General features: G+C 56.0%; 18 protein-coding genes and 2 tRNA genes. 12 read left to right on the plus strand and 8 right to left on the minus strand.

From position 1 onward, the window contains the following. The first annotated feature begins 33 nt into the window (after positions 1–33). From J2T58_RS06075 to J2T58_RS06130, 12 genes are all read left to right on the plus strand, one after another. On the plus strand, positions 34–1,428 hold the full coding sequence (locus J2T58_RS06075) for an NAD(P)H-hydrate dehydratase (RefSeq protein WP_253488221.1): 1,395 nt from the start codon (positions 34–36) through the stop codon (positions 1,426–1,428). Next, complete coding sequence (moaC, locus tag J2T58_RS06080) at positions 1,428–1,898, plus strand: cyclic pyranopterin monophosphate synthase MoaC (protein WP_253488222.1); 471 nt, start codon at positions 1,428–1,430, stop codon at positions 1,896–1,898. The genes J2T58_RS06075 and moaC overlap by 1 nt, the downstream gene beginning before the upstream one ends. A gap of 96 nt (positions 1,899–1,994) precedes the next feature. Next, entirely contained in the window at positions 1,995–2,579 is a 585-nt protein-coding gene (locus tag J2T58_RS06085) for a 50S ribosomal protein L15e (protein WP_253488223.1), read from the plus strand. Positions 2,580–2,591: 12 nt separating this feature from the next. Further along, a complete protein-coding gene (locus J2T58_RS06090; protein WP_253488224.1) occupies positions 2,592–3,227 on the plus strand; it encodes an RNase P subunit p30 family protein in 636 nt (211 codons plus the stop codon). Beyond that, positions 3,224–3,733, plus strand: coding sequence for an Rpp14/Pop5 family protein (locus J2T58_RS06095; RefSeq protein WP_253488225.1), 510 nt, complete (start codon positions 3,224–3,226; stop codon positions 3,731–3,733). The genes J2T58_RS06090 and J2T58_RS06095 overlap by 4 nt, the downstream gene beginning before the upstream one ends. Then, the gene (psmA, locus tag J2T58_RS06100) at positions 3,702–4,427 is read left to right on the plus strand and encodes an archaeal proteasome endopeptidase complex subunit alpha (RefSeq protein WP_253488226.1); all 726 of its coding nucleotides are present in this window, start codon (positions 3,702–3,704) and stop codon (positions 4,425–4,427) included. Before J2T58_RS06095 ends, psmA begins: the two co-directional genes overlap by 32 nt. Positions 4,428–4,436: 9 nt before the next feature. After that, positions 4,437–5,138, plus strand: coding sequence for a ribosome assembly factor SBDS (locus J2T58_RS06105; RefSeq protein WP_253488227.1), 702 nt, complete (start codon positions 4,437–4,439; stop codon positions 5,136–5,138). Positions 5,139–5,191: 53 nt separating this feature from the next. Further along, on the plus strand, positions 5,192–5,482 hold the full coding sequence (locus J2T58_RS06110) for a 50S ribosomal protein L37ae (protein ID WP_253488228.1): 291 nt from the start codon (positions 5,192–5,194) through the stop codon (positions 5,480–5,482). A gap of 6 nt (positions 5,483–5,488) precedes the next feature. Then, the gene (locus tag J2T58_RS06115; protein WP_211530545.1) at positions 5,489–5,623 is read left to right on the plus strand and encodes a DNA-directed RNA polymerase subunit P; all 135 of its coding nucleotides are present in this window, start codon (positions 5,489–5,491) and stop codon (positions 5,621–5,623) included. Beyond that, a complete protein-coding gene (locus J2T58_RS06120; RefSeq protein ID WP_253488229.1) occupies positions 5,620–6,018 on the plus strand; it encodes a Brix domain-containing protein in 399 nt (132 codons plus the stop codon). The genes J2T58_RS06115 and J2T58_RS06120 overlap by 4 nt, the downstream gene beginning before the upstream one ends. After that, positions 6,000–6,251: a KEOPS complex subunit Pcc1 gene (locus J2T58_RS06125; protein ID WP_253488230.1), complete on the plus strand. Its 252-nt coding sequence runs from the start codon at positions 6,000–6,002 to the stop codon at positions 6,249–6,251. The genes J2T58_RS06120 and J2T58_RS06125 overlap by 19 nt, the downstream gene beginning before the upstream one ends. Continuing rightward, a complete protein-coding gene (locus J2T58_RS06130) occupies positions 6,248–6,616 on the plus strand; it encodes a prefoldin subunit beta (protein ID WP_253488231.1) in 369 nt (122 codons plus the stop codon). The genes J2T58_RS06125 and J2T58_RS06130 overlap by 4 nt, the downstream gene beginning before the upstream one ends. Here J2T58_RS06130 and J2T58_RS06135 read toward each other — a convergent pair whose 3' ends face one another. The 8 genes from J2T58_RS06135 to ppk1 (J2T58_RS06170) all read right to left on the minus strand — a co-directional run bounded on the left by J2T58_RS06135 (position 6,617) and on the right by ppk1 (J2T58_RS06170) (position 18,103). Continuing rightward, positions 6,617–8,032 (minus strand): aldehyde dehydrogenase family protein, encoded by a 1,416-nt coding sequence (locus tag J2T58_RS06135; protein WP_253488232.1) that lies wholly within the window; start codon positions 8,030–8,032, stop codon positions 6,617–6,619. It lies immediately after the preceding gene. Positions 8,033–8,066: 34 nt separating this feature from the next. Further along, positions 8,067–9,623, minus strand: a complete 1,557-nt coding sequence (locus J2T58_RS06140) for a 2-isopropylmalate synthase (RefSeq protein WP_253488233.1) — start codon at positions 9,621–9,623, stop codon at positions 8,067–8,069. A 325-nt stretch (positions 9,624–9,948) separates the two neighbouring features. Next, positions 9,949–10,021 (minus strand) — tRNA-Asp (locus J2T58_RS06145). Positions 10,022–10,040: 19 nt separating this feature from the next. After that, positions 10,041–10,150 (minus strand) — tRNA-Tyr (locus J2T58_RS06150). 173 nt (positions 10,151–10,323) lie between these two features. Then, positions 10,324–11,907, minus strand: a complete 1,584-nt coding sequence (locus J2T58_RS06155; RefSeq protein ID WP_253488234.1) for a Ppx/GppA phosphatase family protein — start codon at positions 11,905–11,907, stop codon at positions 10,324–10,326. After that, complete coding sequence (locus J2T58_RS06160; RefSeq protein WP_253488235.1) at positions 11,904–13,928, minus strand: YfcE family phosphodiesterase; 2,025 nt, start codon at positions 13,926–13,928, stop codon at positions 11,904–11,906. Before J2T58_RS06160 ends, J2T58_RS06155 begins: the two co-directional genes overlap by 4 nt. Beyond that, a complete protein-coding gene (gene ppk1 / locus J2T58_RS06165; protein ID WP_253488236.1) occupies positions 13,912–15,987 on the minus strand; it encodes a polyphosphate kinase 1 in 2,076 nt (691 codons plus the stop codon). The genes J2T58_RS06160 and ppk1 (J2T58_RS06165) overlap by 17 nt, the downstream gene beginning before the upstream one ends. Continuing rightward, on the minus strand, positions 15,977–18,103 hold the full coding sequence (gene ppk1 / locus J2T58_RS06170; RefSeq protein WP_253488237.1) for a polyphosphate kinase 1: 2,127 nt from the start codon (positions 18,101–18,103) through the stop codon (positions 15,977–15,979). Before ppk1 (J2T58_RS06170) ends, ppk1 (J2T58_RS06165) begins: the two co-directional genes overlap by 11 nt. Positions 18,104–18,149 lie beyond the last annotated feature (46 nt).

An 18,149-nucleotide genomic window follows, 5' to 3' on the forward strand; every position in this document is an offset into this window, starting at 1 on the left:
AGATACGATCTCCCAATACATCAAAGGTGTGCTATGCCATACAGGACGTCAGAATGGGTGGATGAACGACCGGTGACTCCGCGCCTGATGCAGGCGATCGAGAGAAACGCGGTTGCACTCGGGGTCTCGACCCTTCAGATGATGGAGAGTGCAGGCAAGGCCCTTGCAGACCGGGCGCTCATCGAGGCGCCTGCTCATGTCCTCCTCCTCTGTGGAAGGGGGAACAACGGCGGTGACGGGTTCGTTGCCGCGAGATACCTTGCCAGGCATACTGAGGTCACCTGCCTCGCCCTCTCCGGGGAACGGGAGGGTGACGCGGCGGCAAACCTTCATGCACTCAGGCGATGCGGTGTACCGATTCATGAGATCACCTGCCGCGATGATCTCCTTGTTCATGATCCTCTCTTCTCCTCTGCCGATCTTATCATCGACGCACTTATCGGGACCGGATCAGCAGGCCCCCTCCGTGAACCGGTCGCCACCTGCGTCCGGATGGCAGGGGAATCGGATGCGTTCATCCTCTCGGCCGATCTCCCGACTCCGGGTATCTCCCCGGACTGCATCCTCGCGTTTCACCGGAGCAAAGGCGATGCAACAGATGTGGCGGATATCGGGATTCCGATCGAGGCTGAGTGCTGCACGGGTCCCGGGGATCTCCTCCTCATTCCGGCGAAGCAGAGGGGAGCCCATAAAGGTGCGGGAGGAAAGGTCCTCGTCATTGGCGGGGGGCCGTACCAGGGGGCTCCCTATCTCGCCGGCCTCGCCGCACTTCGCGCAGGCGCGGATATTGTCAGGGTTGCGACCCCTCATCCCCTCGATTATCCGGATCTCATCCACCTCCCTGTTGCCGGAGGGGTCATCGGTGATGCTGATACAGAGATGCTGATCACCCATGCAGAAGAGGCGGATGTTGTTCTCATCGGGCCCGGGATGGGCAGCCGGAGCCACGGTGTTGCGATCCGTGTTGCAGAGGCAGCACGCAGGGTGGTTATTGATGCTGATGCACTCCGCCTTCCGCTCCCTGCCGGGAAAGAGACGATTTACACACCGCATGCAGGGGAGTTTGAACGCATCTTCGGCCGGTCCCCCGATGGGAGGTCCCGGCAGAAGGCCGCCCTCGTTTCGGCTGCCGCATCTGAGGCGCGCGTCGTCCTCCTCAAAGGGAAGACCGATATCATCAGCGACGGGGGAAGGGTGCGGTTGAACAGGACCGGCCATCCTGCGATGACGGTCGGGGGTACCGGAGATATTCTCGCCGGGGTTGCTGCGGGACTCTTCTGCCGGATGCCTGCGTTTGAGGCGGCATGTGTTGCAGCATATGCAAACGGTGTTGCCGGGGAATCTGCGGCAGAGGGGGTGGGTGATGGCATGATCGCGGGTGATCTTCTTCTCTTCATCGCCCGGATACTATACGGAGAGTCATACTGATGGTGGAATTTACCCATATTGACGAGGGGCATGTCCGGATGGTTGATGTCACCGGCAAGCCCGATGTCTCCCGCTCCGCAACGGCGGAAGGGAGGATATATCTGAGCGGTGAGACGCTTGCCGCAATCAGGGATGGTACGACCCTGAAAGGAAACGTCCTTGCAACAGCCGAGGTGGCAGCCATCCTCGCAGTGAAGGAGACATCTGCGATCATCCCGATGTGTCACCCTCTCCCCATCGGTGGTGTCTCGGTCGGTTTTACCGAGACGAATGAGTATATCAGCGCTACAGTCACTGTCAGAACCTATGGAAAGACGGGTGTCGAGATGGAGGCGCTCACCGGTGTCTCTGTCGCCCTCCTCACCATCTGGGATATGGTGAAGTCGGCGGAGAAGGATGATGGGGGGCAGTACCCGACGACCCGGATTGAGGGAGTTCGTGTTCTGTCAAAAGAGAAGGGCACCGCATAACCAGACACCTTTATCTGCGCTTGTAGCGAACAAATACGCACACGGGATCTTTCCCGTAAAGGAATGTGGCTCATACGAGCTGAACCTGGAGCAACTATGTCACGATCAATGTATTCGTACGTCCGTGAGGCCTGGAAAAAGCCTGACGAGACAGAAGTAAAAGCACTCCTCTGGCACCGCATGCAGAAGTGGCGTCGCCAGGGATCGGTCGTCAGGATCGATCGCCCGACCCGTATCGACCGCGCCCGTACCCTCGGGTATAAGGCAAAGCAGGGTGTTATCGTCGTCCGCGTGCAGGTACGCCGTGGAGGAAGAAGGAAATCCAGATACGTCCGTGGCCGCAGGACTGCCCGGATGGGTATGGCCCGGGTCACCGCAGGAAAGAGCATCCAGCGGATCGCAGAGGAGCGTGCCGGCAGACGGTATCCGAACATGGAAGTTCTCAACTCCTACTGGGTTGGAGAAGATGGTGTCCGGAAGTTCTTCGAGGTCATCCTCGTCGACCGCGACCACCCATCCGTCCGGAGCGACGCGACACTCAACTGGATCTGTGACCAGAAGAACCGTGTATTCCGTGGCAAGACCTCAGCAGGCAGGAAAGGGCGTGGGATGCGCCACCGCGGAAAGGGTACTGAGAAGACCCGCCCAAGCATCCGTTCACACAAGAACCAGGGGAAATAATCCCTCTTTTTTATGACGGTCACGGATGTCTTCATCCAGCCCCATCCGAGGGGCGACTCGACCATACGGCGAATGGCGCGCACCGCTCGCGAGTATGGATTTGATACCCTTGTTGCCATCGATCAGCCGTCTGCGGAATATCACGGTGTCTCTATTCTGAAAGGGATCATCGTCTCCGAGAGGACCATGAAGGCGGTCAATGCAGCGGTACGGAAACGCGGCGATACGATCATCGGTGTTGCTGCCGGAGAGAACAGTTTTAACCGCTCAGTCATTCAGACCCCGGGCGTTTCTCTCCTGACAGGGATCTGTTCGACACGGAGGAACGCTTTTGATCATGTAACGGCGCGGTATGCCGCTGAGAAGGGGGTGGCGGTCCATCTTGATATCGGGATGCTCATAACCTGCCGCGGCCATACCCGGCAGAAGGTGCTCACACGGTACCATGAACTTCTCCTCCTCCAGAGGAAGTATGAGTTCCCGTTTGCTCTTGGGAGCGGCGCTGCATCCATCCTTGATCAGCGTTCGGTCCGTGAGATGGTGCAGCTCTGCGGGCTCTTTGGTATGGAGAGGGATGAGGTGCGCACGGCTCTTGCCACCATCCCCAAACTCCGTCAGGAGTCCTCATTCCCACGGGTGGTATCATGAAGCCGCTTCCACCCACACTCAGGGAGAATCGCAGGTATGTTCTTGCAAGGATCCGGCCGCCAACTGTTGAGGCTGATGAGCGGGACTGGCATATTGCCATATCCGAGGCGGTATCCTCATTATATGGTGATATTATCGCGGCAGAGATTCATGCCGGAACAATCCGGCAGGAAGGGGCATACCTTATTATCCGATGCAGAAGAGGATGGGAAGAGGAGCTCAGTACTGCACTTACCACAGTCCGGGGTGTCCACCAGACCCCCGTCCATCTTCAGGCGATCAGCACCTCAGGGACGATCAAAGCACTTACAAAGAAGATCCGCCCCGTCTCCACTGGAGATGAGGTCAGCTGTGTCATCGATGGACGCGACCATTCCGGCATACACTATACCAATGGAAACATTGACCTTATCAGAAGAGATATGAAAGGTCAGGAAGTAGTATTTCTGACGAAAGAGGATATGGAGAGTTTTCATGCAACCACAACCAAGTCAGATGGGATATGACCGGGCGATCACCGTCTTCAGTCCGGACGGCCGCCTTTACCAGGTCGAGTACGCACGTGAAGCAGTGAAACGCGGAACAACTGCTGTCGGGATCAAATGTAAGGAGGGTGTCGTCCTCATCGTGGATAAGCGGGTGAGTTCACGCCTCCTTGAGCCATCATCCATCGAGAAGATCTTCCGGATAGATGCACATATCGGTGTCGCATCATCCGGTCTTGTCGGTGATGCCCGCGCCCTCGTGGACCGCGCGCGAATCGAAGCACAGATTAACCGCGTCTCGTATGATGAGTCGATCGATATCGAGACCCTCTCAAAGAGGCTCTGCGATCATATGCAGACCTACACGCAGTTTGGTGGTGCCCGCCCGTATGGAACCGCTCTGCTTATTGCAGGAATCTCCGATGGGAAGCCGCATCTCTTTGAGACCGATCCATCCGGTACACTCCTTGAGTACAAGGCGACAGGCATCGGTGTCGGCAGGCCGGCGGTTATGAAGGTCTTTGAGGAGGAGTACAATCCAGAGAACTCCTGCAAGGATGCGATTCTCCTTGGCCTTAAGGCGCTTCATGCCGCAACTGAAGGGAAATTTGATGTAAATACCGTTGAGATCGGCATCGTCTCAATCCAGTCGGGAACATTCCGGAAGATGACTCCGGAAGAGGTTGCTGTCTGTGTTGAGACCTTTGAGCAGTGAGGAAGACCGATGATCCCTCTTGATGATGCCGTTGTCGCGCGCTATGAGGCGCATGGAGAGCGCTTTGAGATCCTGGTCGATCCGGATCTCGCCCAGAAGATACGTGATGGTGAGGAGATCGGGATCGAGGATGCCGTCGCTGCTGCATATGTCTATGAGAATGCCGCCCATGTCGAGAAGGCCTCAGATGAAGCCCTGAACAAGGTCTTCAATACGACGGACTTTGAGGCAGTGGCTGAGGTGATCATCAAAAAGGGGGAGATTCATCTCACCTCCGAGCAGCGGAAGCAGAGGGCTGAGGAGAAGAAGCGGCAGGTAATCACGTATATCGCGCGCAATGCGATCAACCCCCAGACAAATCTCCCCCACCCCCCACAGCGGATCGAGCTTGCACTCGAGGAGGTCAGGATAAACTTTGATCCCTTCAAATCCGTCGATGCCCTCGTCAAGGAGGTGGTCAAGGCTTTACGCCCGATCCTCCCGATAAAATTTGCAGAGCGGCGGTATGCCGTCCGGATCCCTGCTGATTATGCTCCGCGAGGATATGGGGAGATTGCAGGTGCAGCGATGGTCACGATGGAGAAGGAGGAGTGGCAGGCTGACGGCTCCTGGATCTGCCTTGTGAAGATACCTGCGGGTATGCAGGAAGAGTTCTTCTCACTCATTAACCGTGTCTCAAAGGGGGACGCGGATGTCAGGATCATCGAGTAACTTAATAGCCCCTGATAGCAAATAGAATAAGACATATCCCGGAGATTTCAATCATGGTTAAGGGTAAACATAAGGCAAAGGGTCGTGTAACTGGTAGTGCAGGCCGCTATGGACCGCGATACGGACGATTCATCAGAAAGAGCGTCAATGAGACCGAGAAGGTTCAGCGCGCAAAACACCTCTGTCCACGTTGCGACACATTCTCAGTCAAGCGGCAGGGCACCGGCATCTGGGGATGCAGAAAGTGCGGCTTTGCGTTTGCAGGTGGAGCATACACCCCACAGACACCGGGACTGAAGGTAGCACTCAGGAACATCGAGGCAACAACCAAGAAGGAGGCGTAATCTGGCGTGACCGGGTCCTATAAGTGCGCCCGTTGCAAAAAGAAAGTGGAGATCGATGTCAATGTCCGTTGCCCGTACTGCGGACACCGTATCCTCTTTAAAGAGCGCGGTGCGGGTATTAAGGACCTCAAAGCCAGATGACAATCCTGACGACATCACGAAGGCCGTCTCCTGAGCTTCGGACATTGGCACGGGATCTTGCCTTCGCCCTTGGGTGTGATCATATCAACCGGGGCAAGGCCGGCCTTCGTGATCTCGAGGATCGTGATCCGGTCTTTATCTTTCTTGAAAAGCAGCAGGAGAAGACGATCCTCCGCCTCGAGGTTGAGGGGGAGGTAAAGGGCGAGGTGATCATATCCACCTGGTCAGTTGAACCCCGTGAAGGGGTGATGCAGCGAGGCATCTTCGTTTCTGATCAATCGGTGTATGATCTCCTTGCACGGTATGTCCCCGTCACATTGAAGGCCGATGCAGAGAATACGATCATCTTTGATGGAAGGCAGAGGAGATTATACAGGTGTCAGATAGCGAGTTGAGGCATCATGCCGAGTTCTGGTTTGAGACCCCTCATGCAGCGAGGATCTATGAGGCGCTTGCACCTGAGGCATATGATGAGACCGGTGAGCGGTCGTATGCCACTATCAGCTGTGACGGCGATCACCTCTCCCTTTCAGTGATGGCCGGTGATATCCCGGCTTTGCGAGCCGCTCTCAATATGTGGCTTCGCCTGATAACAATAGCAGAAGAGATGCAGGAGATACATATATGAACCCGAATCAGAATATTCCCGAGAAGATCCAGAATCAGATCGCCCAGCTTCAGCAGATGCAGCAGCAGCTTCAGACCATCGTCTCTCAGAAGTCCCAGTATGAGATGACCATCCGCGAGACGAAACGTGCCGAAGAGGAGCTGAAAGAGGCTGCCGAGGATGCGGACGTCTACATGACTGTTGGATCTGTGATGGTCCGGCAGAAGAGAGATCATGTTGAGAAGATGCTCTCCGAGAAGGTGGACACACTTGAGCTTCGGATTAAATCTCTGGAGAAGCAGGAGAAGGCTCTCTCCGGCAGATTTGAGCAGCTTCAGCAGCAGGTTAAAAACGCTCTCGAGGGCAGGGCCCCCGAAGCTGCATAATCATCTTTTATTTATTATTAACATCTTTTCCACCGTCATCTCAGCGATGGCATATGCCGGTCCCTCCCGTCCTGTTCCCGATCCCTTCACCCCGCCATACGGCATCTCATCGACTCTGAATGTCGGGATGTCATTGACCAGGACTGCACCGACATCAAGGGCGGAGAAGGCTCTCTGCGCCGTCTCAAGGGAGTCTGTGAAGATGCCTGCCTGGAGGCCGTACTCTGAGGCATTCACAATGCTGAAGGCTTCATCCTCAGTCCTGTATGGGGAGAGAAGGATGACGGGTGCAAAGATCTCACGGCATGCGATCGGAATTGCGGGATCGACATCGGCAAGGACCGTCGGGTGGAGGAGGGCTCCCTCCCGGGTGCCGCCAGCGACGATCCGGGCGTCTGATGAACGGATCAGATCCTCGGTTGCCGCCGCCGCCTCCTCTGAGATCATCGGCCCCAGATCGGTTGTGGGATCTCTGGGATCACCGATCCTCAGGGTTCTGAGTTCTGAGAGGATTCTGGCGGTCATCTCCTCATAGACCTCATGGTGAATAAGGACACGCTGGACTGAGACACAGTTCTGGCCGGCATTGACAAACCCTCCTGCAATAATCCTGGATGCGGCATACGGGAGATCGGCATCCCTGCAGATGATGGCAGCAGCATTTCCTCCGAGTTCAAGACTGACCTTCTTCCTTCCGGCACGCTTCTTCAGCTCCCACCCAATCTCGGGACTTCCGGTGAAGGAGAGATACGCAAACCGCTCATCTCCAATGATGGCATCGGCGACGGATCCAGGTGCCGGGATGACCGATACTGCTTCGGGGGGGTATCCTGCGTCAAGGATGATCTCGGCAAGGATGAGGGAGGAGAGGGGGGTTGCTGTTGCCGGCTTGAGGAGGAAGGGTGCACCGATTGCTATTGCCGGCCCTATCTTATGGCAGGCGAGATTCAGCGGGTAGTTAAACGGGGTGATCGCAAGGAGGGGACCAACGGGGACCCTGATGAGATGGCCGGTGTGGCCGGCTCCTCCGGGGGTTCGATCCAGGGGGATGATCGTCCCGGTGATCCGGGACGCCTCCTCGGCAGAGATGGTGATCGTCTCGATTGCACGGGTGACTTCGCCATCTGCTACCTTCCTGACCTTGCCGCCTTCTGCGATGAGGGCATCAACCAGCTCGCTGCGCCTCTCTTCAAGGAGCGCAGCGATGGTATGAAGGATCTGTCGCCGGAGATATGTGGGGAGTTCATTGGTTATCCTGAATGCTGCCGCGGCATACTCGGCTGCCATGAAGAGGTCGTCAGCTGATCCCGTGCAGACACATGCCACCTCTTCCCGTGTATAGGGGTTGATGACAGGGGTGGTGGTGGTGCTTGTCTTCCATCTGCCGGCGAGGCAGAAAGGGCGTGGTTCCCGCATACCTGACGAGAATGATATTCAGAAATAAAAAAGTTCAGGGTGTCTCCCCGGACCACCGGAGGAGATTGATTGCATTGATCATCGCCTCTGCGGATGCAAGGACGATGTCATCGCCTGATGAGCTCGCATCGAAGGTTCTTCCCTGCTGATCCTCAACGGTGATCGTGACATGGCCGATGGCATCGGTTCCACCGCTGATCGCCTCGATCCGGAAATCCTTGAGTGAGATGGCGATCGGCATCACCCCGAGGACTGCACGGACCGCGGCATCAACCGGACCATTGCCGGTGGCGCTGGCGGTCTTCTCGACCCCGCCGACGATTGCGCGGACACTCGCTGTCGGGATGCAGTGGTTCCCGCTCATGATGGAGATGTCACGCAGCTCGATCGTCTTTGCGATTGCCTGAATATCCATGATATCCTCAGCGATCGTGTAGAGATCATGATCGGTGACCCGGCGGCCACGGGATGATATCGCCTTGATCCTCTCAACGATCTCATCCAGCTGCCGATCAGACGGCGTGATATGGACGAGGGAGAGCATCTGCCTTACGGCATGCCTGCCGACATGCTTGCCGAGGGCGAGGCGGCGGCGGTGGCCGACCATCTCGGGTGTCATAATCCCAGGCTCGAAGGTCTGGCTGTTTGCCATGATGCCATGGGAATGGATGCCTGATTCATGGGCAAAGGCGTTATCTCCGACGACCGGCTGGATCGGGGTGATCGGAATCCCGGAGTACCTGGAGACGACTCGCGAGGTCTCAACAAGCCTCGTCGTCTCGATACCGGTACTGATCCCGTGAATCGCCTCGAGGATCATGACGGTCTGAGCGATATCGGCATTCCCGGCCCGTTCACCGATCCCATTGACCGTCACCTGCACCTGGGAGGCGCCCGCCTCGACGGCGGTTGTCGTATTGGCAACGGCGAGACCGAAGTCATTGTGACAGTGAACATCAATCGGGATGGTTATCTCCCGGGAGATGGCCATGATCAGCTCCCCAATCTTCATCGGGGTGGAGACACCGACGGTATCGGGGATATTGACGACTGTTGCACCGGCTTCTTCTGCTACCTTCAGTACCTCGATCAGGTACGGGAGATCGGTCCGGGTTGCATCCATCGCAGAGAACATGCAGGATCCGAGGTGATCGCGGACATATCCGACGATCTCACCGGTCATCTGGAGGACTTCCTCGCGGCTCTTCTTGATGGTATTCTCTCTCTGGATATCCGATGTCGGAATGAAGACATGGACCATATCGACGCCGCAGTCAAGGCAGGTATCGACATCATCGATCCGTGATCGTGATAACCCACAGACTTTCGCAGCAAGGTCCTCAGAGGCGATCCGGGTGACCGTCTCCTTCTCCTGTGCTGAGGATGCAGGGAATCCGGCTTCGATGGTATCCACACCGATCTCTGAGAGGAGGCGTGCGATATCCAGTTTCTGTTCAATGGTGAATGATACACCTGGTGTCTGCTCACCATCCCTGAGGGTGGTGTCAAAAACAGTTACTCTCTCTGGGCGTTTGCGATCAACAAAGAAAGCAATTCCCCACGGAAGTATTTGCCTGAGGCATACTGACATATTGGGTAGTATTGATGATAAAACGTTCTATGGCAGCAGGGGTCGGGGTGTGCATCGTGTGCGGAGGGATTTCTGATGAGGGTATTGTATCGCAAGGGGAATATCACACCTCCTGGAAACGAGGATGCAGATTATCGGTAGCGGAGTGTACATTTTATATTGATAGAAATATTATTACTTGTCGTGGGTAAGTCCTTTCCGAAACGGATGAGGCCACCGTGAGGTGGGTGGGACAAAGTAGGAGAGGGGCCACTTCTTTTTTAATAGGCGTTATATTATGTAAAGCATCATTGTTTCTTTCAATGAGATGCTTAAAAGAAGAAGACGCCCAGATCGGAATTCGAATCCGAGTCGATGCCGTGACAGGGCATCATGATAGGCCACTACACTATCTGGGCACGTTGTTTTTTCTGTTACTGGTCCCGCCTCCCGGAGTCGAACCGGGGACATCGCGGTAGCCGCGCAGTTCGCCCGCAGGCGATGATCTTACTACAGCCGCGCACTCTACCAGTCTGAGTTAAGGCGGGTAACTGCACTAAATAAAAAGGCTCAGATCACATATAAACATATCGAAGGGTGAAATGATGGTGGAATGAGGTAAAAACCTCAAATATTATCTTTTTTGGCAAATGGGCTTAAATTCTCTTTTTTTCCATTGGTTCCTGTCATACAGGTGGGATCGGCTGAAGCGGTGCAGAAATCATCCCGGAAGCTCTCCGCGCAGTGATTCTCCACCCCCTTCCCTCATCTCGATGACGAGGCCCCCGCCAAAGACCTTCCTGACGGCCGCCACCTCGGACCGAACCCCCCATACCTCAAGGGTGCAGTCACCCCGCCCTTCAATCGTGAGCATGATCGAGCCGTCAGGAGACCGTGTGAGCCGGGCATCCATGACAAGGCCGGCATGGGTTCTGTCGAGATGCTCGGCAAGCCTCAGGAAGAGGGCGAGGATCCTGATCTGATCCTGAAGATTTGGATCATATTGGCTGAAGGGAAGATCCTTCTTTCGGGGTGGCTTCTTCCGGTGGTACCGTGCTATCTCTGCCATCGTTGTAATCTCGGCCTGATCGAAGCCGAGGAGTTCTGCGTTTCTGATGATGTATGCGGAATGGAGGTGATGATCGGAGAATGAGATGAAGTTCCCGATATCATGGAGATATGCCGCGTACAGGAGGAGATCCCGCTCCCGCTCCCCTGATTGATGGAGCCCGGCATCACGGGCGCTATCAAAGAGCCTGGCTGAGAGGCCGACGATCGTCATGGCATGCGTCTCATCGATCCGGCAGGATCGGCCAAGCTGGACCACGCTCCGCCGCCTGACCGAGATCTTCTCTGCATGGGGAAGGCCTGGTATCCGTGAGAGGTACTCCATCAGCAGCCCTTCCCGGAGACCATGGGGTGAGATCCAGATTTTTTCGATCCCAAGTTCACTCATCGCCGACTCAAGGATGACAGCACCCCCGATGATAATATCCGCCCGCTCAGGATTGATCCCGGGCACCCGCCTCCGTTCATCCAGCCGCAGTGAGCATAATCGCCTGATAACAAGCCTCAGATCCTCATACCGGAGACAATCCGGGGTGGATGTCGCGGGATAGAGGCGGGCTGCTATCTCAGCAAGGTTCTGAATGGTCCCTGAACTGCCGACGACCCGCGAATAGGGTGTCTTTCTCAGACGGTTTAGCGGCTGTGCAAGTACGTTTCTGACAAACTGCTGGATCTGTGCGTACTTTTTCCGCGAGACAACCCCGGATTCATCAGCCCGGAAGAACTGGTTCGTAAGCCGGATCGCACCAAGCTTCATCGATTCGAGGGTGAGGTAATCATGCTGACCACCGATGATCATCTCGGTGGAACCACCACCGATATCGATGAAGAGGGCGCGGGAGCTGCCGAGATCGATCCCGCTGACAACACCCCGGTAGATGAGCCGCGCCTCCTCCTTGCCGGAGACGACCCGTACCTCCAGATTTGCCTCACGCTGGAGAAGCTCAAGGAACTGATCGGCATTTCCTGCCTCCCGTGTTGCGGAGGTTGCCACGGCAACCATCTCCGTTGCTCCGAATGCAAGGCTGAGATCGACAAAGTTCTTGCAGATGGTTACACCACGGCCGATCGCTTCAGGGGTGAGCTCCTCGTGTGCAAACTCCCCCTCCCCAAGCCTGGCAACCTCTTTCTGCATCGTGAGTACCGTCACCGACCCATTCTGGTTCAGCCGGACGACGAGCAGGCGGATCGAATTTGTGCCGATATCGATGAAAGCGACCGTCTCTTCAGCTATCATTCACTCCGCCTTCCCGGTTCATACCAGGTAAACTCCGGTTCGGCTCTTTTGCCTGCAGAGATGGTATCGCCCTTCTCCTCGGGAAGGTGCATCAGGAGCCGTGCCTCCTCGATGGTGATACCATGACGCAGTATCGTTTTGAAGATTGCGGGAAGTTTCGCCGCCTCCAGTGCATCCGTGACGCTATCGATATCATATGGGATCCGGATATGGCAGACCGAGAGGGGTTGTGTCTGCAGGATACAGTACGATGCCCGGGGATCCCCGTCATGGGGCCGTCCGACAGAGCCCGGATTAATGAAGAGGCAGCCATCGAGATACCGGGCGAACGGGATGTGGGTATGGCCGGTTGCGATGACCCCTGCCCCGGCTGACCCTGCATACTCTGAGAGCTCTGTATCGGGCGTATCAGGCCCGATCCGACCCGTGGATGACATCGGACTCCCATGGGTCAGAAGAATGGATATCTCGCCCGCCCGTGTCCTGATCTCCCCCGGAAGACCGGCCAGGTACGTCCGGCTCTCTTTTGAGAGGCGTCTTCGTGTCCAGCAGAGGGCGATCTCTTTCTCAGAATCCTTCTTCTTACACTGTTTCTTCGTCATCAGGAGGGTATCTGCATCGATATTGCCGGCAACACCGGTGATCGACTCTTCCCTGATACGGCGGATCGCCTCTTCCGGAAACGGGCCGAAGCCGACGAGATCGCCAAGATGCAGGATATGGGATGCCCCACGTTGGCGGGCATCCTCAAGAACAGCATTGAGAGCGGGGAGGTTCCCATGGATGTCGCTGATGAAGGCGATCCGAATCGGATCACTCCCGCTCCGGAGATGCGTGCTCTGGTGGCCGATAACAAGTGGTTCAAGTATCTTCTGCCTGAGACGGTCGAAGAGCCCCTCACTCTTCATCGTCTCCCAGTATGCGGCGAAAGACCTGTAGAGATCCTCGCGCCTGATACGCCGGTCACGTGCAAGGTGGATGATCCCCGGTCTGATGACCTGCATGAACCCGGAATGGCCGAAGAAGGCGGTTACCCGTGCCTCCTCCTCTTCAAGAAACGCAGGCAGTACCTCAAGCCAGACATCACAGTCATGCAGATCCCCAAGAAGATCCTGCAGGTGCTTAATCGACTGGATCTCCTCTTTCAGCCGGTCCGGATAGAGATCCCGGAAGATCTCGATGGTATACCTGAGCTGCTTGGCACTGATCCGCATCTCATGGTGCTTACTCACTTCTTCGGGATCCGGAATATACCGTTCATATGAGAAGATATCAAGAATCCTCTCACTGATAACCCTGTAGGCAGTTTCATACGCATACCTGCTGTGGCTGTCGGTGCCATCGAGGCGTGCGGAGATGATCTGATCCCTGCTCCATGCAAGGAGCTCCTCCCCGACACCGGATGCTTCAAAGGTATCCACGGCAGCGATGACGTCCGGTTGAATTGCTGCCCGCCGTTCTGTCCATCTGAGGAGGAGGCATTCAATCCCGGGCCTGAGGGATGGCGAGTGCGGTGGTGGTGCAGGCTGAACAGATACCGCCATCTCACCGGCAAGATAGGATCGCATCCGACGGATGACCTCAGTAATCCTGCTGATAACTCCTGTTTGCTCGGGTGGGGCCGGTGGCTCCTCCTCCGGTACCAGAATCTCCGTCTCCTCACCTGGTGGGAGAAATCCTGCATACCAGAGAGGAGGCTCCTCATCAGGGAGGGTCTCAAGGAATGAGGTGAGGAAATCCATCTGGACATCAAGATCCCGTGCGTCACCAAGGGAGCGCGTAACAGCCCTGATGCTCTTCCTGAGTCGTGTATATTCCTTTCCTGGAAAGCAGATGATAAAAAGGGGGAGTGCTGCACGAATCCGGCGTGATGCGACACGCATACGGTGAATATATTCGATGTCGTCCGACTCGCGCACTCCATCTGCTTCAGAGAGGAGATCTTCGGTGAGCTTCCCCATGATCTCTGCGCCAAAGAGACAGAAACCCGGATCCACCCTTTGTTTACTCTTTCCAGCCATGCCATTCACCATGATGTTCGATCAGCCAGTTCTGCGAATGGCATCTCTCTTCTCCATCTGCCGGATGTATCTTCTCATACCGTCCATCCGGCAGGAGCTGCCATGATTTGACATTGTCTGCCAGATGGATCCTGAGGATTCTGATGAGGGCATTCCGTATCCTTTGGTCCCTGACCGGGAAGAGAACCTCCACACGCCGTCTCAGGTTCCTCTGCATCATATCAGAACTGCCAAGGAGCACTTCATCATCGCCTCCGTTATGGAAATGGTAAATTCGGGCATGTTCAAGGAACCGCCCGACGATGGATCGCACAACAACGGTCTCGGAGACGCCGGGCAGCCCTGGCCTGAGGGCACAGAGACCCCGGACATTCAGATCAAGCCGCACCCCTTCCTGGCTTGCCCGGTAGAGTGCGCTGATGATATCCGGATCGAGAAGGCCGTTGAGCTTTAATGCAATATACCCGTCACCCTGTCGTCTCTGGTGGTCAATCTCCCGGTCGATCCGTCTGATGATCTCCTGCTGGAGGCTTACCGGGGCGACAAGGAGTTTCCTGTACTCCTCCTTTCCGACATAGCCGGTGAGGAGGTTAAAGAGTTCGGTGATGTCTGCTGCGATCTCGGGATCTGCCGTCAGGTAGCCGATATCACCGTAGATGCGTGTCGTGACTGTGTTATAGTTTCCAGAGCTGAGATGAACGTACCGTCTGATGCCATCGGGCTCTCTCCTGACGATGAGGGCAAGTTTTGCATGGATCTTCAGCCTCTCATGGCCATAGACGACATGCACACCCTCATGCTCAAGTGCCCGTGCCCAGGTGATATTATTCTGCTCATCAAACTTCGCTTTCAGTTCAAGGACGACCGTCACCTGCTTCCCATGCTGCCTCGCCTTCATCAGGGCATCGACGATTGGAGAATTTTTATCGATCCGGTACAGGGTGATCTTGATGGCAAGGACATCCGGATCAATTGCGGCCTGGCGGAAGAGCCGGACGAGCGGATTGAAGCTGTCATAGGGGTGGTAGAAGAGGAAGTCCTCATTTCGGATTGCAGTAAAGAGATCCCGTTCCGCTGCAAGGGCGGGGTGAACAAAGGGGAGGAGCGGGGGATCCAGCAGATCAGGACGGGGCAGATTGTGGAGCTGCCAGAGATCGGCAAGCCCGATGAAGGATCCGACGCCATAGATATCACCCTGGCTCAGGCCGAGCCGTTCCGAGAGGAGGAGGATGAGGTCCGCAGGCATCCCGGAATCAACCTCAAGTCTGACCGGCATTCCGGTCCTCCGGCACTCGATACTCTCCTCGACTGCAGTGAGGAGATCCGATGCCTCATCGATGACAACCTTGATCTCCGCATCCCGTGTCAGGCGGAACCGGTATGATCGCTCCACCCTCATTCCTGGGAAGAGAACACCGAGATTCTCGGCGATGAGATCCTCAAGCAGGATGAACCTGTTCCTGGATGTGCCCTTTCCTGTCTCTACCGGGACAAACCTCCCGAAGGTGAGTGTCGGGATCTTCACCCTCGCAAGGTACTGCCTCTGCTCGGCGGAGCGGAGGACGACGAGAAGGTTCACCGAGAGATTTGAGATGAAAGGGAACGGGCGTGCGGCATCGATCGCCATTGGTGTCAGGATGGGGTAGATCGTCGTTATGAAGTATTCCTGGACATACTCCCTCTCCTCATCGCTGAGATCAGCCATTGCGATGATCGAGACACCGGCGTCTGTCAGTTTCGGAAGAAGCCTCTCCCGCCAGCATGTATCATAGAGGCGGTAGAGTTCATCCACCTCAATCTGAATCCTCCAGAGAAGATCCACCGGCATAATTCCGTCAGGAGGAGCTTTCCAGACCCCGTCTTTGATCTGGTGTCTCAGTCCTGATACCCGGACCATGAAGAATTCGTCAAGATTTGCACCGCAGATTGCAAGGAACTTTACCTGCTCAAGGAGGGGATGTCCATCATCATGTGCCTCTGCAAGCACCCTGCGGTTAAAGGAGAGCCAGGAGAGCTCCCGATTGATGTAATACTCCGTGGATGTGAGATCATGCGTCATGCCAGGCCCCCCTGTTTGTGATCATCCACCCCTGCGAGTCCAGGGGTTCCGGTCCGAGTTCCTGCCGCTGGTACCGGCCGTTCTCGTTCATCAGTCTCATCTTCAGGGTATCCTTGAGATGTATCCAGAGGATCTTCTCGATCAGCCTCTGCCGGATCGTTGCATCCCGTACCGGGTACAGGATCTCCACTCTCCGATCAAGGTTTCGTGGCATCAGGTCCGCAGATCCGATTAAGACGTCCTCTTCCCCGCCGTTCCTGAAGTAAAAAATTCGTGTGTGCTCAAGGAAACGCCCTACAATGGAAGAGACGGTGATATTTCGGGAAAGGCCGTGTACTCCTGGCCTGAGGCAGCATATCCCCCGTACCTGGAGGTGAATTCTGACCCCCTCCTCCGATGCCCTGTAGAGTGCCGCTATACAGGCGGGATCGACAAGGGCATTACATTTGAAGACGATGCAGCCGTCACCGGTCTCACGGTGGCGCTGGATCTCCCGGTTAATTCTCATGATGATATCATCACGCATCAGACCGTCCTTTCCATGGGAGACGAGGAATGTTCGGTATCGCCTCTTTGCCGAGTATCCGGTGAGCGCGTTGAAGAGATCGGCGGCATCGGATCCGACATCGGGATCAGCGGTAAAGATGCCGAGATCGGTATAGACCCGCGCCGTCTGGGCATTGTAGTTTCCGGTTCCGATGTGTGTATATGTGACGAGCCTCTCGCCTTCCCGCCTTATGACAATAGAGAGTTTGGCATGGACCTTCAGGCCGACGAGGCCATAGACGACATGCACCCCGGCACGCTCCAGCGCCCGTGCCCAGACGATGTTATTCTCCTCGTCGAAGCGTGCCTTCAGCTCCACAAGGACCGTCACCTGCTTGCCGCGTTCACGCGCCTCCATCAGGGCCTCAACGATGGGAGAGTTGGTGCCGGCCCGGTAGAGTGTCTGTTTGATGGCAAGGACATCCGGATCACGGGCGGCCTGCCTGATGAATGCCACCACAGGGTTGAAGCTGTCATAGGGGTGGTAGAGGAGATAGTCACGCTGCCTGATGGCTGCGAAGATCTGCTTTTCATTCTCAAGGCCGGGAGGCGTTATCGGAAGAAATGGCGGGTCTTTCAGCTCGGGCCGGTTGATTCCCGTCAGCTCCATCAGGTCTGCCATCCCGATCGGCCCGGTGCTGGTATCGACCTGGCTTGGATGGAGATGAAGTTTTCCCGCGAGCATCTCCCGGATCCAGGATGGGACGGATCTGTCCACCTCAAGCCGTACAGGCTGGCCTATCCGCCTGTGCTCGACACTTTCCTCGATGCTGGTGAGGAGATCTGATGCCTCGTCCTCCTCGATCTCAAAGTCTGCATCCCTCGTTACCCGGAATGGGTATGCCGCCTCCACGTCCATCCCTGGGAAGAGGAGATCGAGGTTATCAGCAATGAGGTCTTCAAGCATGACGAAATGATAGTGTCTCTTCCCTGTATCCGGCATCTCCACGAGCCTGATGAACCGTTTTACAATACCCCTTGGTACCTTGACCCTTGAGAAGAGTCGGCCACGCTGCGGGTGGTTGATGACCACGGCAAGATTCAGCGAGAGGTTGGATATAAACGGGAAGGGATGGGAGACATCAAAGGCCATCGGTGTAATGATCGGAAAAATATCCTTTATAAACCGTTCACGGGCCTTTTCTCTCCACTCCGGGGGGAGATCGTCCATCCTGTGGATGAAGATCCCTTCATCACGGAGCCGGGGGAGCAGATACTCCTCCCAGCATTCTGTCGCCTCTTCAAGGAGGGGGAGGAGTTCTGATCGGATCCCTGCGATCTGTTCTGCTGGTGAGAGGGCATCGGGGGGGCGCTCCAGTGCCCCGGCTGCCACCTGGCGCCAGAGTCCTGAGAGGCGTATCATCACAAATTCATCGAGATTGTTTGAGAATATCGAGAGGAACTTGACCCGCTCAAGGAGCGGGTGGTCGCTCTCCCATGCCTCCTCGAGGACTCTTCGGTTAAATTGTATCCAGGAGAGTTCACGGTTAAAGAAGACCTTCGGTGTGTTTATGAGGACCTGATCTGTCGTATCATCCCGGATGATGGCATCTCCGTCCATTATGATCATTGATACCATTGGGCTTGATGCAGATATTTGTTCCCGCATACGGATC

The sequence above is a fragment of the Methanocalculus alkaliphilus genome (assembly GCF_024170505.1).
Taxonomy (GTDB): Archaea; Halobacteriota; Methanomicrobia; order Methanomicrobiales; family Methanocorpusculaceae; genus Methanocalculus; species Methanocalculus alkaliphilus.

Coding starts and splice junctions, on each gene's coding strand:
- ppk1 (WP_253488236.1), bottom strand. CDS start 15,987: ATGACGCATGATCTCACATCCACGGAGTATTACATCAATCGGGAGCTC.
- J2T58_RS06135 (WP_253488232.1), bottom strand. CDS start 8,032: ATGCGGGAACCACGCCCTTTCTGCCTCGCCGGCAGATGGAAGACAAGC.
- J2T58_RS06090 (WP_253488224.1), top strand. CDS start 2,592: ATGACGGTCACGGATGTCTTCATCCAGCCCCATCCGAGGGGCGACTCG.
- J2T58_RS06075 (WP_253488221.1), top strand. CDS start 34: ATGCCATACAGGACGTCAGAATGGGTGGATGAACGACCGGTGACTCCG.
- J2T58_RS06105 (WP_253488227.1), top strand. CDS start 4,437: ATGATCCCTCTTGATGATGCCGTTGTCGCGCGCTATGAGGCGCATGGA.
- J2T58_RS06155 (WP_253488234.1), bottom strand. CDS start 11,907: ATGATAGCTGAAGAGACGGTCGCTTTCATCGATATCGGCACAAATTCG.
- moaC (WP_253488222.1), top strand. CDS start 1,428: ATGGTGGAATTTACCCATATTGACGAGGGGCATGTCCGGATGGTTGAT.
- psmA (WP_253488226.1), top strand. CDS start 3,702: ATGCAACCACAACCAAGTCAGATGGGATATGACCGGGCGATCACCGTC.
- J2T58_RS06160 (WP_253488235.1), bottom strand. CDS start 13,928: ATGGCTGGAAAGAGTAAACAAAGGGTGGATCCGGGTTTCTGTCTCTTT.
- J2T58_RS06120 (WP_253488229.1), top strand. CDS start 5,620: ATGACAATCCTGACGACATCACGAAGGCCGTCTCCTGAGCTTCGGACA.
- ppk1 (WP_253488237.1), bottom strand. CDS start 18,103: ATGATCATAATGGACGGAGATGCCATCATCCGGGATGATACGACAGAT.
- J2T58_RS06095 (WP_253488225.1), top strand. CDS start 3,224: ATGAAGCCGCTTCCACCCACACTCAGGGAGAATCGCAGGTATGTTCTT.
- J2T58_RS06140 (WP_253488233.1), bottom strand. CDS start 9,623: ATGTCAGTATGCCTCAGGCAAATACTTCCGTGGGGAATTGCTTTCTTT.
- J2T58_RS06085 (WP_253488223.1), top strand. CDS start 1,995: ATGTCACGATCAATGTATTCGTACGTCCGTGAGGCCTGGAAAAAGCCT.
- J2T58_RS06130 (WP_253488231.1), top strand. CDS start 6,248: ATGAACCCGAATCAGAATATTCCCGAGAAGATCCAGAATCAGATCGCC.
- J2T58_RS06110 (WP_253488228.1), top strand. CDS start 5,192: ATGGTTAAGGGTAAACATAAGGCAAAGGGTCGTGTAACTGGTAGTGCA.